We start from the raw sequence: 19,799 nt of genomic DNA, 5'->3' as shown, positions 1-19,799 counted from the left end.
TGCGGGATCGTCGGCTGTAGCGCGTAGAGGCAGTCATCCAACGGCAGCAGCGTGTGTCGTCGAAACGCGACGACCATCGCCTCCTCGGCCTCGCTCAAGGTTGTCGATCGCGGCTCCTTCGGCCCGGTTTTCCTGTCCTCCAGGGTCTGGCGTTTGCGCCACTTGGCCACCGTCTTCGGATTGATGCCGAGCTCCCGGCTCAGCGTCGCGAGCGAAGCCTCCGATCGCTGTATTGCTGCTCGGATGGCGTGCGTGGTCGTGGCGCTGCCGTGACGAACCTGTCCCATAGGGCATCCTTCCATTCTACGGAAAGGATCACACCATCAAACCCTGGGATCAAACACCTAGGGCTCGCGCAAAGCTTTGGATGGGCATCAGCAGCCAGCGCCAACGATCCGGACGCGGCTTCTGCCCCTCGCATGTTGACCATCTGTCATTGATGGCAAAGACCACACGGCGCATGCCGTCCAGTAGGGGAAGAAGATCTTCCATTTCCTGCTGGCTCAGCATTTCGTCCTTATCGGCGACCGGCATGATGTTGAGAGCGGTATGGAATACCGCTTCGACAAAAATGTCCGATCTGTTGAGTTGCTTCGCCAACCGCTGAAGTTATTTGTTCAGTTCGGCGCGGAGATGTTCAAATTGTTTTTCCATGTACGCGTACCTCCTTTCTAAGATTTGGCGAAGGTGGATGCGTCTTCTCGGAAGGAGTTGACCGCCCCGCGCTTCGACATGGCCAATGAATGACACGGCGCGGCGGGACGGTTTTGGAAGCCAAATCGGAGTCACCGATTTGGCTTCCAAAACGGGCTGATGAAAGGTGCTTATTGAGGAGCCTCCCTTTCGGAGGTCCTCATGGTCGCGACCATCTCGGCCGGCACATCGGCGCGCTACTACACAGCTCAGATCGAGTACTATCTCGGCGGCCGCGAGCCGGACGGGCAATGGCTTCTGGCTGGCCGAGAACTCGGTGTTATAGCTGGCAGTCTAGTCGAAAGCGCCTCTTTCGAGCGTCTTCATGCTGCGCTGGATGAGGACGGACGACCACTAGTCCGGAACGATGGCGGTCGCACTGAGGCTGTCGGCGGCTACGACGTCACCTTCTCTCCACCCAAGTCTCTGCAGGTGCTTTGGGGTTTGGCTGATGCTGGTTGGCGAGCCAAGCTGGACGCTGTGGATGCCGCAGCGGTGCAGCAGGCCATGGCGCTTCTCGATCGGGACGCGGCATTCTGCCGGCGTGGTCGAGGCGGCGCGGTTCTGGAGAAGGTGCGGCTGACGGCTGCCGCCTTCCAGCACGGCGAGGCACGGCCGGCGGCGCACGCCGACGGCACGGTCTTTGCGGATCCAGCACTTCATACCCACGTCGTCATACTCAATCTGGCACAGCGCGCAGACGGTTCGTTCGGTCGGCTGGACGGACGTACGTTATTCAACCTGAAGATGTGTTGTGGGGCTGTATACCATCAGGCTCTTGCTGCCGGGCTGATGAAGCTCGGGCTCGGCGTTGAGGTAACCGGCAAGAACGGCATCTTCGAGGTCGTCGGCGTCGATCCAGAGCTCTGCACCTACTTCTCAGCGCGTCGCCGCGAGATCGAGAACGAGCTATCTCCGATTGGGCTCGCGACTGCAGATGCGCCAGCACTCGCTGCGGCCAAGGCGCGGACGACGCGCCGCGCGAAGATCATTGATGCTGCCGAGGACCGTCATGCCTTCTGGCGAGTACGAGCAGCCGCGCTTGGTTTCGAACCCGAACATGTTGTCGCTCAGGCTCGTGGTGTCGGGCGCGATCGAGCGCTGCTTCGCGATGAGGTCGGGCCGGACAACAAGCGTGTCGCGTTGGCTGCCCTTGAAGAACTGATCCAGCGGGACAGCCTGTTTGAGCATCGGCATCTCGTTGCCGCGCTTGCCGCGGCGCATGTCGGCTCAAATGCCTTCGTGTCGATCGATGCCGAGCTGGCAGCGTTGCACAATGATGGCGCTGTGATCGAACTCGATCGCGACCGCTGGGGCCACCCGATCTACTCTACGCCCGAGATCGTCCAACTCGAGCAGGCTCTCTTTGTCCAAGCGACGCGCTTGGGACAGGCAAAGGTTGCTGCGCCCGCATCCCATCATGTTGCACGCCTGCTCGCTGCGGCCGGTCTCAACGCCGAACAGGAAGCGGCGGCACGGCTAGCCTGTGGTTCGGAAGCGATCGTCACGGTCGAGGGCGCGCCCGGCGTTGGAAAGTCGACGCTTCTGCGGCCTGTTGCCCGAGCCTGGCAGGACGCGGGCTGGCGCGTCATCGGCGCGTCCACAGCCTGGAAGATCGCCCATCAGCTCCGTGACGATCTTGGCATCGACGCGCGAGCGATCGACAGCTGGCTTGCCGGCGCCGAGCATGACCGTGCCTTCCTGACCGACAAGACGCTGCTCGTCATCGATGAATCCGGCCTCATCACCAGCCAGCAGATGCAGCGCATCCTCGGCAAGATCGAGCGGGCGCGGGCTGAGGGTCTTGAGGTCGCGGTGCGCATGGTCGGCGACCGCCGCCAGCTGCAGCCGATCGGTGGACCGGGGTTGCGCATCGTGGCGGAGGCCGTCGGCACGATGCGCGTCGACACGATCGTGCGCCAGCGGGAAAGCTGGGCTCGAAACGTCGTCACAGCCTTCGGCGACGGTCGGGCGGCGGACGCACTTGGCCATTTGGCTGAGTATGGCTGCGTCCATGAGCTGGACGGACCCGCTTCGACGATCAACGCCTTGATCGAGAACTGGGAGAGCTGGCGGCGGGACCATCCGAGCGACAGCAGCCTGATCGTCGCCAAGACCAACATGCAGGTCGCGGCTCTGAACCGCGCCGTCCGGGAGCGACTGCGCGCCGCGGGGGAATTGGCTGCGACGGCTGATGTATCGCTTGCGGCTGTCACACCTTCAGGTCAGCCTGTTACTCTCGACCTTGCCGAAGGGGATCGTGTCCGCTTCCTCAAGCGCAACGATATCCTTGGCATCGTCAACGGCACGGAAGGCCGCCTCAAGTCGATCGAGCGTGCGGCAGACGGCAGGCTTCGCCTCAAGGCGCAGGTTGGAACTTGGCTCGTTGCCTTCGGGCCGGACGATCTCACGGACGAAGCGGGACGGGTTCAGGTGGCGCATGCCTATGCCACGACCTGTTATGGCTCGCAGGGACTGACGACGGAAACGGCGTTCGTTCTTGCCGATCCCGCAATGGATCGACACGACATCCACGTCGCCGCCAGTCGCTCACGGGGAGCGACCCAGCTCTTTTTTGATCGTCGTGCGCTGGATGCTCGTGTTCAAGCCGAGCGACTGCTCGGGGACCGCAACCGGGAGATCGAGCCTGAAGAGCGCATTGCAGCGCTCGCTGACGCCCTGAGCCGCTCCGGCGTCAAGAAGACGACGCTCGACTATCTGACGCCGGCGCAGAGGCAGACGCTCCGCGAGCAGGCCCGTCCGCTTGAGCTGGCACAGGAAGAGCCGATCCTCGAGGAGCAGCCGGAGATCACGCCAGAGGGCTCCGCACGGCGCAACCGCCGACACCTCCTCGGCGAAGCGTCCGCCAGTCAGTCAGTGTCAGCAGCCCAAGATGTTCGGACGTTGCAAAGCGAGGGCGCAGCGCCAAAGCCAAACGCCCGAGCACCGTCACGTCGACGCTCCCGCTCGAAGGGCCAGTGCCTTGAGTAGGCGCCGGCATCCTCCCGATGGTTCAAGTGGTGCACGTTCTTCATCTTCGGAAGATGCTGATTGGGACCGCAGCAGATCTCAAAGAGGCCGGCCGAAGATTGCCGGCGCTCCGAGCATCGTCGACGACTGGCCGCCCTCGATTCCGGTGACAGTTCGGGAGATCGAGGTGATCGAAACCTATCTCGGCACGCTTCTCGACGAGCTGCAGCTGGGGGCGGTCGTGGATGATTGAATACAACAGCGATACCGGTTGCGATGGGACTTGGAACCTCGTCGCCCTCACGTCAGTAAGCGTGGTCTGCCCGCTGGAGCTAAACCGTCTTCGCAGCAGGACGAGGGGCCGATGGCGCTGGCGCAGCGGGCTGGCCGTTTACTATTCCAGGAGTTCGACGCCGTGACGCTCATGCCGGACCTGTAGTGGCCCTCTGCAGCTGCTACTTTATCAACAATGACAGCATGTTGCTGGAAAGGACGCCGAGGATGGGTGTTGCCTCCCGTATGACAGCCGATGGTGCGGAACCGCTCATGTCCTTCCGAGCCTGTGCCTACTTGCGCGTCTCGACAGGGAGGCAGGCGGAGAGCGACCTGTCGATCCCCGATCAGCGCAAGCAAGTTGCCGGCTTCTGTCAGGCGAAAGGCTGGTCGCTTCTGGCCGAGTATGTCGAGCCGGGTGCATCGGCCACTGACGACGCGCGCCCTGAGTTCCAGCGCATGATCGAGCGCGCCACTGACAGCGATCGGCCCTTCGACATCATCGTCGTGCACAGCTACTCGCGCTTCTTCCGCGACTCGTTCGGGCTCGAGATGTATATCCGCCGCCTCGCCAAGGCGGGCGTGCGCCTCGTTTCGATCACGCAGGAGCTTGGCGATGATCCCGCACAGGTCATGATGCGTCAGGTGATCGCCCTTTTCGACGAGTATCAGTCGAGGGAGAACGCCAAGCACGTGCTGCGTGCGATGAAGGAGAACGCGAGACAAGGATTCTACAATGGCTCGCCCGTGCCACTCGGCTACCGCACGGAAGAGATCGAGAAGCGCGGCGCCCGCATCAAGAAGCAACTCGCCATCGATCCGGTCGAAGCCGAGATCATTCGCATGATCTTCCGCCTCTACCAGCACGGCGAAGCCGCTTCGGGTCCGCTTGGCATCAAGGAAATCACCAAGCGGCTGAACGCCGCCGGCCATCGCACCAAGCGCGGCGCGCGGTTTGGCGTCGGCACCTTGCACGGCATCCTGACGAACCCGGTCTATGTCGGCGAGTGGACCTTCAACAAGCGCGAGTCGAAGACGCTCCGGCAGAAGCCGGCCGCCGAGCACATCATCGTCGCTGTTCCGCCGATCATCGAGCGTGCCACCTTCGATGCTGTGCAAGCCATGCTGAAGGCGAGGAACCCGCGCGTTGAAGCACCGCGCGTTGTCACCGGGCCAATCCTGCTGACGGGCCTTGCCGTTTGCGCGTCTTGCGAAGGCGGCATGACGCTGAGGACGGGGACATCGCGCAGCGGGAAGGTCCATCGCTACTACACCTGCTCAGCCTGCGCACGCTCGGGAAAGGTCGCTTGCAAGGGACGGTCCATCCCAATGGACAAACTCGATGACCTTGTCGTCGAACACCTGTCGGAGCGGCTGCTCACCACCGAGCGCCTGACGGAGCTTCTTGCTTCAATCGCGCATGGGCGAGCGGAAAAGGCAGCAGAGGTCGATGGACGAATCATCGCGCTGCAGCGGGAGGCGACAGATGCGGAAGACAAGCTGAAGCGGCTCTACCGTATGGTGGAGGATGACATTGCCAAGATGGACGACATCCTGAAGGAGCGGATCGCCAACCTTCGTCTCGATCGGGAGAGGTCACAGGCGGCACTTGACCGCATTCGCGCTCAGATGGTGCCGAGCCAAGCGATCCCGCCAGAGATCGTCGAGCGGTTCGGCCGAGCGATGCGCGAGAACATCCGAACCGGCGAAGTACCGTTCCGCAAGGCTTACCTGCGCTCCGTTATCGACCGTGTCGAAGTCGATGACGCGATGATCCGCATCGTTGGCGATGCCGCTACGCTGGAGGAGGTCATTGTAGCGCAGGGCAGCGACACGCGAAATAAGGCCTCATCAGGGTTCGGTGTTCGCAGATCTGTACGGAAGTGGCGCGCCCGAAAGGATTCGAACCTCTGACCCCCAGATTCGTAGTCTGGTGCTCTATCCAGCTGAGCTACGGGCGCCTGGAACGTCGGGCTAGGCCTCGGCCGTTCGTGAGGGGTAACTAGCCAAGTCCCGGAGGGATTGCAAGCGATTCCGTGGCCGGGGCGCGATGAATGTTTTCGATACCCGTTCGAAGGGCGTGGAGCCCCGAGGATCAGGCGCCGGGCGAGACGGGGAGGGCGGCGGGGAGGTCGATCTCGAAGCGGGCACCGGGCGCCGCGGAGGCGGTCAGGCGGATCTGGCCGCCGTGCGCCTTCACGATCTCGGCGACGATCGCCAGGCCAAGGCCCGTGCCGCCCGCACGCGTCGAGCCGCGGAAGGCCTGGAAGAGATGGTCGCGCGCGGCGGGGCCGAGACCAGGTCCCGTATCCTCGATGACGAGGCGCAGGAGCCCCCCGCCGGGCGCCTCGGTGCGCACCGCGATGCGGCGTACGATCGCCTCGCCGGTCTCGCCCTCGAGCGCCTGGACCGAATTGCGCACGAGGTTGGAGAGGGCACGGAAGAACTGTTCCGGGTCGAGGTCGGCTTCCAGCGCGGGATCCACGCCGTTGACGAGTTCGATGCCCTGTTCCGGCGTCACCAGCTGGGTCTCGAACACGTCCTCCACGAGACGGTGAAGGAGCGTCAGCCGGCGCACCGGCCGGCTCTCGGCCGCCCGGCCGTAGGCGAGCACCGACTGCGTGTAGTGCAGCGCGCGGTCGAGGCTGCGGATGAGGACCGGGGTGAAGCGCTGGACCTGTGCGTCCGGCACGTCGGCGAGGCGGTCTGAGATCAGCTGCGCCGAGGCGAGAATGTTGCGCAGGTCGTGGTTGATCTTGGAGACGGCGAGGCCGAGGTCGGCGAGGCGCCGCTGCTGGCGCAGCGTGTCGGCCAGAACGCCCTGCATCCCGGCCAGCTCCCGCTCGGCGATGCCGAGCTCGTCGCTGCGCCCGCTCGGCTTGAGGATCAGCGACGGATCCTCCGGATCGGCGCCAAAGCGCACCAGCGCGTGCGTCAGGGCGCGGATCGGGCGGAGGAGGAATAGGCTGATCGCGCCGAAAACGAGGAGCCCGGCGAAGCTTGCGATCCCGAGCGACAGGAGGAGGATGTTGCGCGAGTTGACGAGCATCGCGCGGCGCAGCGGTACCTCGTCGAAGACGATCTCGCCGCTCATCGTGCCGTCGCCGATCGGGCCGACGAGGCGGATCGTGCGCGGGCGGTGGCTGAGGAGCGTGTCGAACGCGGCGAGCACCGAATCGACGCGGCTTTCCTTCGAAAGGTCCACCTGCTCGTCGACGCCGGCGAGGTCGGGCACGCGGGCGAGAAGCTCGGTCGAGCCGGGACGACGGATGGCGATCAGGCGCGCATCGAGCGCATGGAGAAGCTCGCTCTCCTGATCGGGCGACAGGAGAAGCCCGCCTTCGGCAAAGTCCGCCATCAGCGTGGCGACGGAAACGGTTTCCAGCTTCGACTGCAGCCAGTCGAGGCGGAAGCGCGCGATCGAGGGCACGAAGACCAGCACCTCGGCCCCCATCACGGCGACCACCGTCAGGGCGAACAGCCGGGTCGACAGGCGCCTCGTAAAGCGGGGACGCGTGTCCTCCCTCGGCTTCGCTTCGTTGGGAGCTGGTGTCATCAAGGTTCCGACGCCCTCTGCGGGCTGGCGTCGCAGATAAGGGAAACGTGAGCCAAGCCTAGGGGAACGGCGCGCCCGGGTCATCCCGAAAGGGCATGGAGACGCGTTCGAGCTCCCGGATGGATAACGGAATGGCCCGTGGCCGCCTCGATCGGGGCGGGGGCGATTGACTTGTTCCCCGCTTCCTCCTTATAAGCGCGCCCACAGACGGATGCCGGGTCGGATGGGGCTTGCCCATGCGGATCTTTCGTGCGTTCGACGTTCGATTTGAACCCATAGAAGATCAAGAGGTCCGCAGGTCCACTGCGGGATACGACCATGAAGCGCACCTACCAGCCCTCCAAGCTCGTCCGCAAGCGCCGCCACGGCTTCCGCGCCCGCATGGCCACCACCGGCGGCCGCAAGGTCATTGCGGCCCGCCGCGCGCGCGGTCGCAAGCGCCTGTCGGCTTGACACCGAGGCCTTCCGGCTCCAGCGGACCCGCGATCTCCAGACTGACGACGCGCGCCGAGTTTCTGGCCGCAAGACGGGGCCGTCGCTTGAACGGCCCTTTCTTTTTGATCGAGGCCCTGGACCGTGCCGATGGCGGCGCGGCCCGCTACGGCCTCACCGTGACGCGCAAGGTCGGAAACGCGGTGGAGCGCAACCGCATCCGCCGACGTCTTCGTGAGGCCATCCGCACCGTGTGCGGGGCTGACATGGCCGCCGGCTTCGACTATGTGATCGTCGCCCGCCGCGAGCTTCTCACCCTGCCGTTCGAGACGCTCACGGGCGAGCTATCGACGCGCGTCGCCAAGGTGCAGGCGCACAGGCCGGCGCCCGCAACGCCTCCTCCGGGGATCTGACCTTCCATGGAAAACAGCCGCAATTTCCTGATCGCCATGGCGTTGTCGATCGCCGTTCTGGTCGGGTGGCAGTTCCTCGTCATCAACCCGCGCATGGAAGCCGAGCGGCTCGCAACGCAAAGCGCCCAGGCGACCCTCCAGACGCCGACCACGCCCGCAGGCACGCCCCAGGAAGGGGCGGTGTCGCCCGCCGGGCGCGAGAGCGTCGTGCCGACGACGCAGACGCCGGCCGTGGACGGCCAGACCCGAGAGGCCGCGCTCGCCGCCTCCCCGCGCATCGCCATCGACACGCCATCGCTGTCGGGCTCGATCAATCTCCAGGGCGCGCGGCTCGACGACCTCCGCCTCAAGAACTACCACGAGACGGTCGACGACAGTTCGCCGACGATCGTGCTCCTGTCGCCCGAGACGATCGGCTCCAACGCCTATTTCATGGAGTTCGGCTACTCCGGGCAGGGCGCCGGCGCGCTGCCGGGTCCCGGCACGCTGTGGCAAGCCGAGGGTAGCCAGACCCTGACGCCGCAGACGCCCGTCACGCTGACGGCGTCCAACGAGGCTGGCGTGACCTTCACGCGCCGCATCTCGGTCGACGCGCAGTCGATGTTCACGGTCGAGGACAGCGTGCGCAACGACGGCGCCGCCGCGGTGACCCTCTCGCCCTACGGGCGTTCGGTGCGCTTCTCCAAGCCCGAGCATGCCGCCGCCTTCGTGATCTTCGAAGGCCTCATCGGCCATCTCGGCGAGGACGGCCTCCAGGAGGTCACCTACAAGAACATCGAGGAGGACGGCCGCGTCTCGCCGGCCAAGACCCCGGTCGGCTGGATCGGCATCACCGACAAGTACTGGGCGACGGCGCTCGTGCCCGCCGCCGGCATCGGCACGTTCCAGCCGAACTTCCGCTATTCGGCGGACGGGCGCGCCTTCTACCAGTCGGACTATCTTGCCGACCCGATCACGATCCAGCCGGGCTCGACGCTCGACACCACGACGCGCGCCTTCGCCGGCGCCAAGGTCGTCGACACGATCAACGGCTACGAGGAGAATCTCGGCATCGCCCATTTCGGGCAGCTGATCGACTGGGGCTGGTTCTATTTCATCACCGAGCCGATGTTCCACTACATCGACTGGCTCTACCGCTTCACGGGCAATTTCGGCATCGCGATCATCCTGGTCACCGTGTCGCTCAAGATCCTGTTCTTCCCGCTCGCCTCAAAGTCCTACCGCTCGATGGCGCGCATGAAGGCCGTGCAGCCGAAGATCACGGAGCTCCGCGAGAAATTCGCCGACGACCGGGTGAAGCAGCAGCAGGAGATGATGCGGATCTACAAGGAGGAGAAGATCAACCCGGCGGCGGGCTGCTGGCCTGTGCTGGTCCAGATCCCCGTGTTCTTCGCGCTCTACAAGGTGCTCTACGTCACCATCGAGATGCGGCACGCGCCCTTCTTCGGCTGGATCCAGGATCTGGCGGCGCCCGATCCGACGAGCGTGTTCAACCTGTTCGGGCTGATCCCGATCACCCTGCCGCACCTCCTGATGGTGGGGATCTGGCCGATCCTGATGGGCATCACGATGTTCATCCAGATGAAGCTGAACCCGACGCCGCCGGACCCGGCGCAGCAGATGATCTTCACCTGGATGCCGATCATCTTCACCTTCATGATGGCCTCGTTCCCGGCCGGCCTCGTGATCTACTGGACGGTGAACAACACGCTCTCGATCATGCAGCAGTCCGTGATCATGAAGCGGCACGGCGCCAAGATCGAGCTTTGGGACAACCTGCGCGACACGTTCCGGCGCAAGAAGACGAGCTGACCGGAACAGCGCACTGAGATTGGCGGGCGGGGCCATTGAGGCTCCGCCCGCTTCGCTTTCGCGCCGCCGGTGGACGCGTCGGCGGCAAGGCCGTAAGAAGCGGTCATGTCCCTTGGTCCCGACCCACGTGCGGTGCACCCTGTGCCCGCGCACCAGCGCATCGTGTTCCTGCGCAACGTCGTCACCGCGCCCAATGTCGAGATCGGCGAGTACACCTACTACGACGATCCGGACGCGGCGTTGCTCTTCGACACGCGCAACATCCTCCACCACTACGAATTCCTCGGCGACAGGCTGGTGATCGGCCGCTTCTGCGCCATCGCCACCGGAGCGCGCTTCGTGATGAACGGGGCGAACCACGCGATGACGGGCTTCTCGACCTTCCCCTTCAACATCTTCGGCGGTGGCTGGGAGGACGGGTTCGACTTCGCGACCATCGCTGCCGGCAACAAGGGCGACACCACGGTCGGCAACGACGTGTGGATCGGCGCCGACGCCCTGATCCTGCCGGGCGTGACGATCGGCGACGGCGCGATCATCGCGGCGTCGAGCGTCGTGTCGCGGGACGTCGCGCCCTATGCGATCGTCGCGGGCAACCCGGCCGCCGAGCGGCGCCGGCGGTTCGAGCCGGCGATCGTCGAACGCCTCCTGGCGCTTCGCTGGTGGGACTGGCCGATCGACCGGATCGGCCGAAACCTTGCCGCCATCCGCGGCGCAGACATCGACGCGCTGGAGAAGGCGGCATGAGCGAGACGCAGGACAACTGGACGACCGCCGGCGACGACGGGGGCGAGGAGCGCCGCCTGTTCTTCGCGCGCCCCTGGGTCTTCATCCGCGGCGTGCCGTCGATGAAGTTCCTGCCGCCGGAAGGCCCGCCCGAGGTGGCCTTCGCCGGCCGCTCCAACGTCGGGAAGTCGTCGCTGATCAACGGCATCGTCGGCCAGAAGGGGCTCGCGCGCACCTCCAACACGCCGGGGCGCACGCAGGAGCTCAACTACTTCGTGCCCGACGGCTATTCCGGCGAGGCCGGCGACCTGCCGCCGATCGCCCTCGTCGACATGCCGGGTTACGGCTACGCGCAGGCGCCCAAGGAGCAGGTCGATGCGTGGACGAAGCTCGTCTTCGACTACCTGCGCGGCCGCGCGACGCTGAAGCGCGTCTTCGTGCTGATCGATGCCCGCCACGGCATCAAAAAGAACGACGCCGACGTGATGACGCTGCTCGACAAGGCGGCCGTGTCCTACCAGATCGTGCTGACCAAGGCTGACAAGATCTCGGCCCTCGCGCTGCCCAAGCTCGAGGCGGCGACCCGCGAGGCGATCCGCAAGCGGCCGGCGGCCTTCCCGGAGATCATCGCGACGTCGTCGGAGAAGGGCTTCGGGATCGAGGATGTCCAGGCTGCGATCGCCTTCTTCGCGGACGGGCGCGGCTGAGACGCCCGAACCGGCAGGTGTCGAGCGCGCCCTCGCGCCTCAGGTGCGCCGGGGCCCGTAACCTGCCATGAACAGGCGGACCGCCGAGGCGACGACGCGCGCCATCTCGTCCTCCGAGATCGCGGGCGCCTCGTCGTCGAAGAAGCGCCGGCGCAGGATGCCGGCGGTGGCGAGCTCTACGAATTGGGCGGCCGCCAGAGCCACGTCGGGGATCTCCAGCGTGCCGGCCGCGCAGGCCTTTTCCAGATAGGCCGAGAGAAGGGCGAGGCCCCGCTGCGGCCCGTGCCGGTAGAACTCGCGCCCGACCTCGGGCATGCGGGCGGCGACCGCGATCACCGTGCGCTTGGCATGCATCGCCTCGGGCGACATCACGAGCCTCGCAAGGCGTTGCCCGTAGCGCAGGAGCGTTTCGGCGGGGTCGCCGGGATCGGTGAGAAGCGCCTCCACTTCGGCAAGATAGGCTTCCCGTTCGCACTCGATCAGCGCGCGGAACAGCTCTTCCTTCGACCGGAAGTAGACGTAGAGCGTCGATTTCGAGACGCCGGCCTCGCGCACCACGTCGTTCATCGAGGCTGCGTCGAAGCCGAGGCCCACGAACGCCCGGCGCGCGCCCTCGAGGATCTGTCGCCGCTTGGTCGGGTCCTCGCCGGCTGCGGCACGACGATCGCTGGAAGCCGACGGGGTTTGTACGAGATCGAGGATTGCGGTCACGGTTTCGAGAGCACTTTTCGATAAGGATGCCGAAATAATTCGGGCGTCGGCGGAGGATCACACTTGCCCTGCCCGGTCATCACGTCTATGTCAACGTCGAACCGAACGGTTCGGTTCGATTTGGGTTCTGCCACTATGTCGAAGTCCGCGTCTCAAAAGTCAAATTCTTCGCTCGAGGCCGAGCGTGTGTCCGACGCGCCGAAGCTTGAGGTCGTCGGTCGAAAGACGGGCGAGACCGCGCCGCCGGCGGCCAAGCCCGCCGACGCCACGCCGACGAAGAAGGGCGGGATCGGCAAGAGGCTGCTCCTGCTGCTCGTCATCGTGGCGGCGCTTGGTGGCGGTGGCTGGTACGGCCACCAGTGGTGGGTGGACGGGCGCTTCCTCGTCTCGACCGACGACGCCTATGTCGGCGCCGACATGGCGGTGATGACACCGAAGGTGACGGGCTATGTCCGCTCCGTGCCAGTGGTCGAGAACCAGCCGGTCAAGGCGGGCGATCCGATCATCGAGATCGATCCGGGCGATTACGAGCTCGCCCTGCGCTCCGCCGAAGCGAAGATCTCGTCGCAGAAGGCGGCGATCGGCTCGATCGAGGCCCAGCGCGAGGCCGCGCTCGGTCAGGTCGGCGAGGCCGAGGCCAACGTCACGGTGGCGGACGCCACGGTCGGCCAGGCTGCCCTGAACCTCCAGCGCGCCGAGCAGCTGGCCCGTTCTGGCGCGGGCGCGCAGGCGCCGCTCGATCAGGCCCGCTCCGCCAAGGCCGAGGCCGATGCCAAGCTCCTCGGTGCCAAGGCGGCGGTGACGTCGGCCAAGGCCAATGTCGGCGTCCTGGATGCCCAGATCAACCAAGGCAACACGACGCTCGAGGGCCTTGAGGTCGCGCGCGATCAGGCAGCCCGCGACCTCAGCTTCACGACGCTGCGCGCGCCCTATGACGGGGTGATCGGCAACCTGTCGGTGCAGGAGGGCGATCTCGTGTCGCCGAGCCGCCGGCTCGCCTCGGTGGTGCCGCTCGACAAGATCTATGTGGACGCGAACTTCAAGGAAACGCAGCTCCACGAGATCCAGGTCGGCGAGACCGTGCGCATCGAGGTCGATGCCCTGCCGGGGGTCGAGGTGAAGGGAACCGTGGTCTCGCTCGCTCCGGCCTCGGGCTCGGTTTTCTCGCTTCTGCCCGCTGACAACGCGACCGGCAACTTCACCAAGATCGTGCAGCGCGTGCCCGTGCGTGTCGCCGTCGATCCGGCCGAGGCTGCCAAGGGCAACCTTCGCCCGGGCCTCTCGGTGACGGCCTCGGTCGATACCCGCACGGCGCCGGCCGGCTCGCACGCGCTGGCCGAGGCCAACTAACCCCACCCTTCGTCACGGCCGGTCCCGCAACGGGGACCGGCAAGGCAGGCTCCCATGTCGTCGATCACCGCCGATACGCCCGTCGTTCGGGCCGATGCGGATCATGTCCCCATGCGCCGCGTCCTGGCCTTCATGGCCATGGTCTTCGGCATGTTCATGTCGATCCTCGACATCCAGATCGTCTCGGCCTCGCTCGCCGAGATCCAGGCCGGTCTGTCCGCCTCGTCCGACGAGGTGGCCTGGGTCCAGACCGCCTACCTGATCGCCGAAGTCATCATGATCCCCCTGTCCGGGTTCCTGGCCCGGATGCTGTCGACGCGCATCCTCTTCACGCTCGCGGCCGCCGGCTTCACGGCCGCCTCGGCGCTCTGCGCGACGGCGTCCAACATCGACCAGATGATTCTCTACCGGGCGCTGCAGGGCTTCATCGGCGGCGCCATGATCCCGAGCGTCTTCGCCGCCGCCTTCACGATCTTCCCGCCCTCGAAGCGCGCCGTGGTCTCGCCGATGATCGGCCTCGTGGCGACGCTCGCGCCGACCATCGGCCCGACGGTCGGCGGCTATCTCAGCCACGCGATGAGCTGGCACTGGCTCTTCCTCGTCAACGTACCCTTCGGCATCGTCGTCACGCTCGCGGTCTGGAACCTCGTCGATTTCGACAAGCCGGACCTGTCGCTCTTCTCGCGCTTCGACTGGTACGGCCTGTTCGGCATGGCCGCCTTCCTCGGCGCCCTCGAATACGTCCTGGAGGAGGGCCCGCTCGACGACTGGTTCGAGGACGAGGTGATCGTCGTCATGACCGTGGTGCTGGTCGTCGGCGCGCTCGTGTTCTTCTGGCGGGCCTTCACGGCGAAGGAGCCGATCGTCGATCTCACGGCGTTCAAGAACCGCAACTTCGCCTTCGGCTCCTTGTTCTCCTTCATCATGGGCGTCGGCCTCTACGGCCTGACCTATCTCTATCCGGTCTATCTCGGTCGCATCCGCGGCTACGATTCGCTGATGATCGGCGAGACGATGTTCGTCTCGGGCATGGCGATGTTCTTCACCGCGCCGATCTCGGGCAAGCTGTCCACCCGGCTCGATCCGCGCGTGATGATGGCGATCGGCTTCGTGTCCTTCGGCCTCGGAACCTGGCTGATGACAGGCATCACCCACGACTGGGACTTCTACGAACTCCTGATCCCGCAGATCCTGCGCGGCTTCGGGTTGATGATGGCGATGGTGCCGATCAACAACATCGCGCTCGGCACCTTGGCACCGCAGGTCATCAAGGGCGCTTCGGGCCTCTACAACTTGACGCGGAACCTCGGCGGTGCCGTCGGCCTCGCGCTCATCAACACGATGATCAACGACCGCACGGCGCTGCACTACGACCGCCTTGCCGAGCGGGTGCGCTGGGGCAGCCAGGTGGCCGAGGACCGGATGGCCGAGATCGCCGCCAACCTGTCGGCGGCGGGCATCGACGGCAATCAGGCGGCGATCGGCCAGATGGTTCAGCTGGTGAAGCGCGAGGCGTCGGTGATGGCGTTCTCCGACGTGTTCCTGTTCCTGACAGGGCTGTTCGTCGCGCTCTGCGCGCTCTGCGTCTTCGTCCAGAAGCCGAAGACGGGTGTGAAGGTCGACGCCCACTAATGGCGTGCGACCCGCGGTTCAGCGCCGGCTGAACTCGTCGAGCCGCGCCTTGATGCGGCGAAAGAGGTCGCGGTAGGCGTCGAGGATCTGGCCGCGGCTGCCGGTCACGGCCGAGGGGTCGGGCATCGGCCAGAACTCCACAGCGGTCGCGTCCGCCTCCGTCGCGCTCATCGCGGCATGGTGAGCTTCGGGCGACAGGGTGACGATGAGGTCGAAGAACCCGTCGGCAAGGTCCTCGTATTTCTGCGGCTTGCGGTCGCCGAGGCTAAGACCCTCCTCGGCGAGGATCACATCGACGAACGGGTCGCGCTCGCCGTCCTTGACGCCCGCCGAGGCGACGTAGGTCCCGGGCAGCACGGACCGCGCTACGGCTTCGGCCATCGGCGAGCGGATCGCGTTCATCCCGCAGACGAACAGGATCGAGCCCGGACGCTTCGCGCTGCCGCCGGTCTCGCTCAAGGGCAGCCCCTGTGTGTCGATCGGCTGTTCTGCGGGTGATCCATCACAGCCCCTCGTCTCAGTTGCGCCGATGCAGGACGCAGATCAGCGTGAACAGGCGCCGCGCCGTATCCTTGTCGAGCGTGATCTTGCCGGCCAAGCGCTCGCGCAGGAGGTCCGAGCCGTCATTGTGGATGCCGCGCCGGCCCATGTCGATGGCCTCGATCTGCGAGGGCGTCGAGGAGCGGATCGCCTCGTAGTAACTGTCGCAGATCAGGAAGTAGTCGCGGATCACCCGCTTGAAGGGGGTCAGCGACAGGTGGTGCGCGGTGAGCGGGGTGCCCGCCTCGTCGGCGATGTCGAAGACGAGGCGGCGGTCGGCCAGCGCCAGCTTCAACCGGAAGCGCTCGCCGGAGACGCCTTCGGGCTCGAAGAGGTTTTCCTCGATCAGATCGAAGATCGCCACGGCCCGCTCGTGCTCGATGTCGGCGGAGGCGCGCCCCACCGTTTCGTCGAGATCCACCGAGATCAGCTTGCCCGCCATCCCGGTCCCCTAGAGGTTGAGCCGCACGGCGACGGAGCGGGCATGCGCATCGAGACCCTCGACGCGCGCGATCTCGATCGCGGCGGGCCCCAGCGCGCGGAGCGCCTCGGCCGACAGCTGCAGGATCGAGGTGCGCTTGACGAAGTCGAGCACCGAAAGGCCCGACGAGAAGCGCGCCGAGCGCGCCGTCGGCAGGACATGATTGGAGCCGCCGACATAGTCGCCGATCACCTCCGGCGTATGCCGCCCGAGGAACACGGCGCCCGCATTGCGGATGCGGGCGAACATCGCGTCCGGGTCGGCGGTCGCGATCTCCAGATGTTCGGCCGCGATCCGGTCGGCAAGCGGCGGCGCCTCCGCCAGAAGATCGGAGACGACGACCGTCGCGCCGAACTCGTCCCAGCTCGCGCGCGCCGTCTCGGCCCGCGACAGACGCTGAAGCTGACGCTCGACCGCCGCCTCGACCGCGCTCGCGAAGGCGGCGGAATCGGTGAGGAGGATCGACTGCGCGGAGCGGTCGTGCTCGGCCTGCGCGAGGAGGTCGGCGGCGATCCAGTCGGGATCGTTGTCGGCGTCCGCGATCACCAGCACCTCGGAAGGCCCGGCGATCATGTCGATGCCGACCGTCCCGAAGACCTGCCGCTTGGCGCTCGCGACATAGGCGTTGCCGGGGCCGACGATCTTGGCGACCGGCGCGATCGTCGCCGTGCCGTAGGCGAGCGCGGCCACCGCCTGCGCGCCGCCGATGCGATAGATCTCGTCGATGCCCGCGATCCGTGCGGCGGCGAGCACCAGCGGGTTCAGCGCGCCGCGCATCGCCGGCACCACCATGGCGATGCGCGAGACGCCCGCGACCTTGGCGGGAACCGCGTTCATCAGGACCGAGGACGGGTAGCTCGCCGCGCCGCCCGGCACGTAGAGGCCGACCGATTCGACCGCCGTCCAGCGGCTGCCGAGCACCGCGCCGATTTCGTCCTCGTAGCGGTCGTCCTTCGGCCGCTGCCGCTCGTGATGGCTGGTGATGCGGCGGTGGGCGAGGGTGAGGGCGTCGAGCGTCTCGCGCGGCGTCGCGCGGAAGGCCGCCTCGATCTCCGCCTCGCCGACGCGTAAGGATTCCGGCGTCAGCCGCAGCTGGTCGAACCGTTCGGTGAAGGCGATGAGCGCCGCGTCGCCGTCCCGGCGCACTTCGTCGAGGATGGCGCGCACCGTGGCTTCCACGTCGGCCGAGACCTCGCGCTTGGCGGCGAGGAGGTCGCGGAACCGGGCTTCGAAGTCCGGTTCGGCGGCGTTCAGCCTCTGGGGCAAGGCGCGGATCTCCCTCGGGCTGGACGGCCGGGCGCCGGGCGCCGCGTCAGACCCGGTGGAACGGGCGCGACGGGGTGCTCCAGGCAGCGCCGAGATCGGCCAGCTGGACCTCGATACATTCGACGTGGAGCCTTATCGCGGCTTCGCCCGCAAAGACAAGCTCGATCGCGCCGGACGGATCGTCGCCCGGCGTCCAGCGCAGCGCGAGGAGCGACAGGACGTCTTCGGGCGCGCCAAGGTCGATGCCGGTGCGGCTGGCGGAGAGGACGCGGTCGAAGCGCAGGACGCTGCGCCGGCGCTCGCCGGGCTCGGGCTTGGCGAACCAGCGGCGCGGGCGGGCGGCTTCCCAGGCGAAGCGGTTCATCGGCACGAGGAGGCGGCCCGCCCGCCCGTCGAGTGCCAAGTCGCCGACGCGCAGCACCGCGTCCTGGACATGCGCCGAGACGATCGCGAGATCCTCGGCGTCGAGGGCGTTGAGGCGAAGCTGGTCCATGGCGTCCGGTCGAGTTTCCATGTCGGCGCATCTAGAGGCCGTGATGGGCTTTGGACAGGTGCCGCGTCGGATCCGCGGATGCAGCCGACATGGCGGATGGTCCTCCGCGACGCCCGTCGGGCCGCCGAGCCCCGTGGACGCGGCATCCGGGCGCCGGTGAGGGGCGCCCGGTCGCAAAAGCTGCGGGTGTCAGCCCGTTCCCTTTTCGCCGAGCGCGGCCAGCACGCGCGCCCAGGAGCGCTGGCCCTTGGCGAAGGACGACATCTCGTACTTCTCGTTCGGCGAATGGATGCGGTCGTCGCCGAGACCGAAGCCGATCAGGAGCGAGGGCATGCCGAGCCGCCGCTTGAACTCGCCGACGACCGGAATGGAGCCGCCCATGCCGATCATCACGGCCGGCTTCGGCCACTCGTCCGACAGGGCTTCGCGGGCTGTCGTGAGGACGGGCGAATCGAAGGGAAGCTGGATCGCCGGCGAGCCGCCGTGCTCGTGGAACTCCACCGTGCAGTCGGCCGGCAGGCGCTCAGTGACGAAGGCGCGGAAGCTCTCCCGGATCTTCGCCGGGTCCTGGTCGAAGACGAGGCGGAACGAGACCTTGGCATGGGCCTCCGCCGCAATCACCGTCTTGAAGCCCTTGCCGGTGTAGCCGCCCTCGATGCCGTTGACCTCGGCGGTCGGGCGCGACCACGTCTGCTCCAGCACCGAGCGGCCCTTTTCGCCGGCGGGAACCGACAGGCCGACGGAGCCGAGGAACTCGCCCTGCGAGAAGGGTAGTTCGTTCCAGACGCGGCGCACGTCCTCGGGCAGGTCCGGCACGCCGTCGTAGAAGCCGGGCAGGGTGACGCGGCCGTCATCATCGTGAAGGTCGGCAAGGATCTTGGCGAGGACGCGGATCGGGTTGGCCGCCGCGCCGCCGAAATAGCCGGAATGGAGGTCCATCGACGCCGCGCGGATGGTGATCTCCTCGCCGACGAGGCCGCGAAGTCCCGTCGAGATCGCGGGCGTCTCGCGGTCCCACATGTTGGTGTCGCAGATCAGCGCGACGTCGGCGGTGAGCTCGGCCTTGTTGGCGTCGAGGAAGGGCAGGAGCGAGGGCGAGCCGGACTCCTCCTCGCCTTCGAGGAAGATCGTGACCGAGCAGGGCAGGCCGCCGGTCTCGGCGATGAAGGCGCGGCAGGCCTCGACGAAGGTCATCAGCTGGCCCTTGTCGTCGGCGGAGCCGCGCCCGGTAATGCGGCGCGTGCCGTCCGGCATCGTCACGACCTTCGGGTCGAACGGATCGGCGTCCCAGAGATTGAGCGGATCGACCGGCTGGACGTCGTAATGCCCGTAGAAGAGGACATGCGGTGAGCCCTCGGGCCCCTTGCGGTGGGCGACGACCATGGCATGGCCGGCCGTCTCGGCGACGCGCGCCGCAAAGCCGATCGCCTCGAGATCGCCCGTCAGCCACTCGGCGGCGCGGCGGCAGTCCGCGGCATAGGCCGGGTCGGTCGAGATGGAGGGGATGCGCAGGAGATCCTGCAGGCGCTCCACCGAGCGGTCGAGATTGAGGTCGAGACAGGCGAGCACGCTGTCGAGGTCGGCCATGGAAACGCCCTTTCGCTGGCGTCGCGGGGCGCTCACGCCCCGGACGGGTCTGGTCCTGCGATAGCGCGCCTCGGCGCCGGACGCAAAGCGCGAGGCGCAGGCCGTTCCTGTCGCGGCTGCGCAACAGCGGAGGCGAAATCGATGCGGTGAGGAAAGG

19 protein-coding genes and 1 tRNA gene are annotated in these 19,799 nt (G+C 66.7%); 10 read left to right on the top strand and 10 right to left on the bottom strand.

Annotated features, from left to right (window positions below; translation table 11 throughout):
• Window positions 1-287: transposase (locus BM175_RS13755; protein WP_483073370.1), on the bottom strand; the 287-nt coding region annotated here is incomplete at its 3' end.
• A 49-nt stretch (window positions 288-336) separates the two neighbouring features.
• Window positions 337-600: a hypothetical protein gene (locus BM175_RS22745; RefSeq protein WP_090963942.1), complete on the bottom strand. Its 264-nt coding sequence runs from the start codon at window positions 598-600 to the stop codon at window positions 337-339.
• Window positions 601-855: 255 nt separating this feature from the next.
• Here BM175_RS22745 and mobF point away from each other — a divergent pair, with 255 nt between their 5' ends.
• The 3 genes from mobF to BM175_RS13740 all read left to right on the top strand — a co-directional run bounded on the left by mobF (window position 856) and on the right by BM175_RS13740 (window position 5,850).
• On the top strand, window positions 856-3,684 hold the full coding sequence (mobF, locus tag BM175_RS13745) for a MobF family relaxase (RefSeq protein ID WP_090963940.1): 2,829 nt from the start codon (window positions 856-858) through the stop codon (window positions 3,682-3,684).
• Window positions 3,677-3,916: a hypothetical protein gene (locus BM175_RS22405; protein WP_139224629.1), complete on the top strand. Its 240-nt coding sequence runs from the start codon at window positions 3,677-3,679 to the stop codon at window positions 3,914-3,916. The genes mobF and BM175_RS22405 overlap by 8 nt, the downstream gene beginning before the upstream one ends.
• A gap of 185 nt (window positions 3,917-4,101) precedes the next feature.
• The gene (locus BM175_RS13740) at window positions 4,102-5,850 is read left to right on the top strand and encodes a recombinase family protein (protein ID WP_342029260.1); all 1,749 of its coding nucleotides are present in this window, start codon (window positions 4,102-4,104) and stop codon (window positions 5,848-5,850) included.
• On the opposite strand, the gene BM175_RS13735 is transcribed toward BM175_RS13740, so the two are convergent.
• A tRNA-Arg gene (locus BM175_RS13735) sits at window positions 5,821-5,897 on the bottom strand. The genes BM175_RS13740 and BM175_RS13735 overlap by 30 nt on opposite strands.
• 134 nt (window positions 5,898-6,031) lie before the next feature.
• Window positions 6,032-7,492, bottom strand: coding sequence for a sensor histidine kinase (locus BM175_RS13730; RefSeq protein ID WP_090963936.1), 1,461 nt, complete (start codon window positions 7,490-7,492; stop codon window positions 6,032-6,034).
• Between the two features lie 318 nt (window positions 7,493-7,810).
• Between BM175_RS13730 and rpmH the strand changes: the two genes are divergently transcribed.
• The 5 genes from rpmH to yihA all read left to right on the top strand — a co-directional run bounded on the left by rpmH (window position 7,811) and on the right by yihA (window position 11,582).
• A complete protein-coding gene (gene rpmH, locus BM175_RS13725; RefSeq protein ID WP_026501365.1) occupies window positions 7,811-7,945 on the top strand; it encodes a 50S ribosomal protein L34 in 135 nt (44 codons plus the stop codon).
• Between the two features lie 41 nt (window positions 7,946-7,986).
• A complete protein-coding gene (gene rnpA, locus BM175_RS13720; RefSeq protein ID WP_090963965.1) occupies window positions 7,987-8,337 on the top strand; it encodes a ribonuclease P protein component in 351 nt (116 codons plus the stop codon).
• Between the two features lie 6 nt (window positions 8,338-8,343).
• Complete coding sequence (gene yidC / locus BM175_RS13715) at window positions 8,344-10,149, top strand: membrane protein insertase YidC (protein ID WP_090963934.1); 1,806 nt, start codon at window positions 8,344-8,346, stop codon at window positions 10,147-10,149.
• Between the two features lie 105 nt (window positions 10,150-10,254).
• Window positions 10,255-10,896 carry a CatB-related O-acetyltransferase gene (locus tag BM175_RS13710; RefSeq protein ID WP_090963932.1) on the top strand — a complete coding sequence of 214 codons (642 nt, stop codon included), beginning with the start codon at window positions 10,255-10,257 and terminating at the stop codon, window positions 10,894-10,896.
• A complete protein-coding gene (gene yihA, locus BM175_RS13705; protein WP_090963930.1) occupies window positions 10,893-11,582 on the top strand; it encodes a ribosome biogenesis GTP-binding protein YihA/YsxC in 690 nt (229 codons plus the stop codon). The genes BM175_RS13710 and yihA overlap by 4 nt, the downstream gene beginning before the upstream one ends.
• A gap of 39 nt (window positions 11,583-11,621) precedes the next feature.
• Here the strand turns inward: yihA and BM175_RS13700 are convergent, their stop codons facing one another.
• Window positions 11,622-12,293 carry a TetR/AcrR family transcriptional regulator gene (locus BM175_RS13700; protein WP_244546000.1) on the bottom strand — a complete coding sequence of 224 codons (672 nt, stop codon included), beginning with the start codon at window positions 12,291-12,293 and terminating at the stop codon, window positions 11,622-11,624.
• 135 nt (window positions 12,294-12,428) lie between these two features.
• Between BM175_RS13700 and BM175_RS13695 the strand changes: the two genes are divergently transcribed.
• Window positions 12,429-13,643 carry an HlyD family secretion protein gene (locus tag BM175_RS13695; protein WP_090963928.1) on the top strand — a complete coding sequence of 405 codons (1,215 nt, stop codon included), beginning with the start codon at window positions 12,429-12,431 and terminating at the stop codon, window positions 13,641-13,643.
• A 54-nt stretch (window positions 13,644-13,697) separates the two neighbouring features.
• A complete protein-coding gene (locus tag BM175_RS13690; protein WP_090963926.1) occupies window positions 13,698-15,275 on the top strand; it encodes a DHA2 family efflux MFS transporter permease subunit in 1,578 nt (525 codons plus the stop codon).
• 18 nt (window positions 15,276-15,293) lie between these two features.
• On the opposite strand, the gene BM175_RS13685 is transcribed toward BM175_RS13690, so the two are convergent.
• From BM175_RS13685 to BM175_RS13665, 5 genes are all read right to left on the bottom strand, one after another.
• Window positions 15,294-15,734 (bottom strand): arsenate-mycothiol transferase ArsC, encoded by a 441-nt coding sequence (locus BM175_RS13685; protein ID WP_342029259.1) that lies wholly within the window; start codon window positions 15,732-15,734, stop codon window positions 15,294-15,296.
• A 58-nt stretch (window positions 15,735-15,792) separates the two neighbouring features.
• Window positions 15,793-16,257: a UPF0262 family protein gene (locus BM175_RS13680; RefSeq protein WP_090963922.1), complete on the bottom strand. Its 465-nt coding sequence runs from the start codon at window positions 16,255-16,257 to the stop codon at window positions 15,793-15,795.
• Between the two features lie 9 nt (window positions 16,258-16,266).
• On the bottom strand, window positions 16,267-17,562 hold the full coding sequence (gene hisD, locus BM175_RS13675) for a histidinol dehydrogenase (RefSeq protein WP_090963921.1): 1,296 nt from the start codon (window positions 17,560-17,562) through the stop codon (window positions 16,267-16,269).
• A 46-nt stretch (window positions 17,563-17,608) separates the two neighbouring features.
• Entirely contained in the window at window positions 17,609-18,055 is a 447-nt protein-coding gene (locus BM175_RS13670) for a DUF2948 family protein (RefSeq protein ID WP_090963919.1), read from the bottom strand.
• A 189-nt stretch (window positions 18,056-18,244) separates the two neighbouring features.
• Window positions 18,245-19,642, bottom strand: coding sequence for a dipeptidase (locus BM175_RS13665; RefSeq protein ID WP_090963917.1), 1,398 nt, complete (start codon window positions 19,640-19,642; stop codon window positions 18,245-18,247).
• Window positions 19,643-19,799: the final 157 nt, after the last annotated feature.

This window comes from Aureimonas phyllosphaerae, from assembly GCF_900113065.1.
Taxonomy (GTDB): Bacteria; Pseudomonadota; Alphaproteobacteria; order Rhizobiales; family Rhizobiaceae; genus Aureimonas; species Aureimonas phyllosphaerae.
Note: the sequence above shows the minus strand (reverse complement) of the source record. Positions and strands in the feature narration are given on the sequence as shown.

What these genes read in the sequence shown, in the direction of transcription:
- BM175_RS13680 (WP_090963922.1), bottom strand. Translation starts at nt 16,257, where the DNA reads ATGGCGGGCAAGCTGATCTCGGTGGATCTCGACGAAACGGTGGGGCGC.
- BM175_RS13670 (WP_090963919.1), bottom strand. Translation starts at nt 18,055, where the DNA reads ATGGACCAGCTTCGCCTCAACGCCCTCGACGCCGAGGATCTCGCGATC.
- BM175_RS13665 (WP_090963917.1), bottom strand. Translation starts at nt 19,642, where the DNA reads ATGGCCGACCTCGACAGCGTGCTCGCCTGTCTCGACCTCAATCTCGAC.
- BM175_RS13695 (WP_090963928.1), top strand. Translation starts at nt 12,429, where the DNA reads ATGTCGAAGTCCGCGTCTCAAAAGTCAAATTCTTCGCTCGAGGCCGAG.
- yihA (WP_090963930.1), top strand. Translation starts at nt 10,893, where the DNA reads ATGAGCGAGACGCAGGACAACTGGACGACCGCCGGCGACGACGGGGGC.
- mobF (WP_090963940.1), top strand. Translation starts at nt 856, where the DNA reads ATGGTCGCGACCATCTCGGCCGGCACATCGGCGCGCTACTACACAGCT.
- yidC (WP_090963934.1), top strand. Translation starts at nt 8,344, where the DNA reads ATGGAAAACAGCCGCAATTTCCTGATCGCCATGGCGTTGTCGATCGCC.
- rpmH (WP_026501365.1), top strand. Translation starts at nt 7,811, where the DNA reads ATGAAGCGCACCTACCAGCCCTCCAAGCTCGTCCGCAAGCGCCGCCAC.
- BM175_RS13710 (WP_090963932.1), top strand. Translation starts at nt 10,255, where the DNA reads ATGTCCCTTGGTCCCGACCCACGTGCGGTGCACCCTGTGCCCGCGCAC.
- BM175_RS13690 (WP_090963926.1), top strand. Translation starts at nt 13,698, where the DNA reads ATGTCGTCGATCACCGCCGATACGCCCGTCGTTCGGGCCGATGCGGAT.
- BM175_RS13730 (WP_090963936.1), bottom strand. Translation starts at nt 7,492, where the DNA reads ATGACACCAGCTCCCAACGAAGCGAAGCCGAGGGAGGACACGCGTCCC.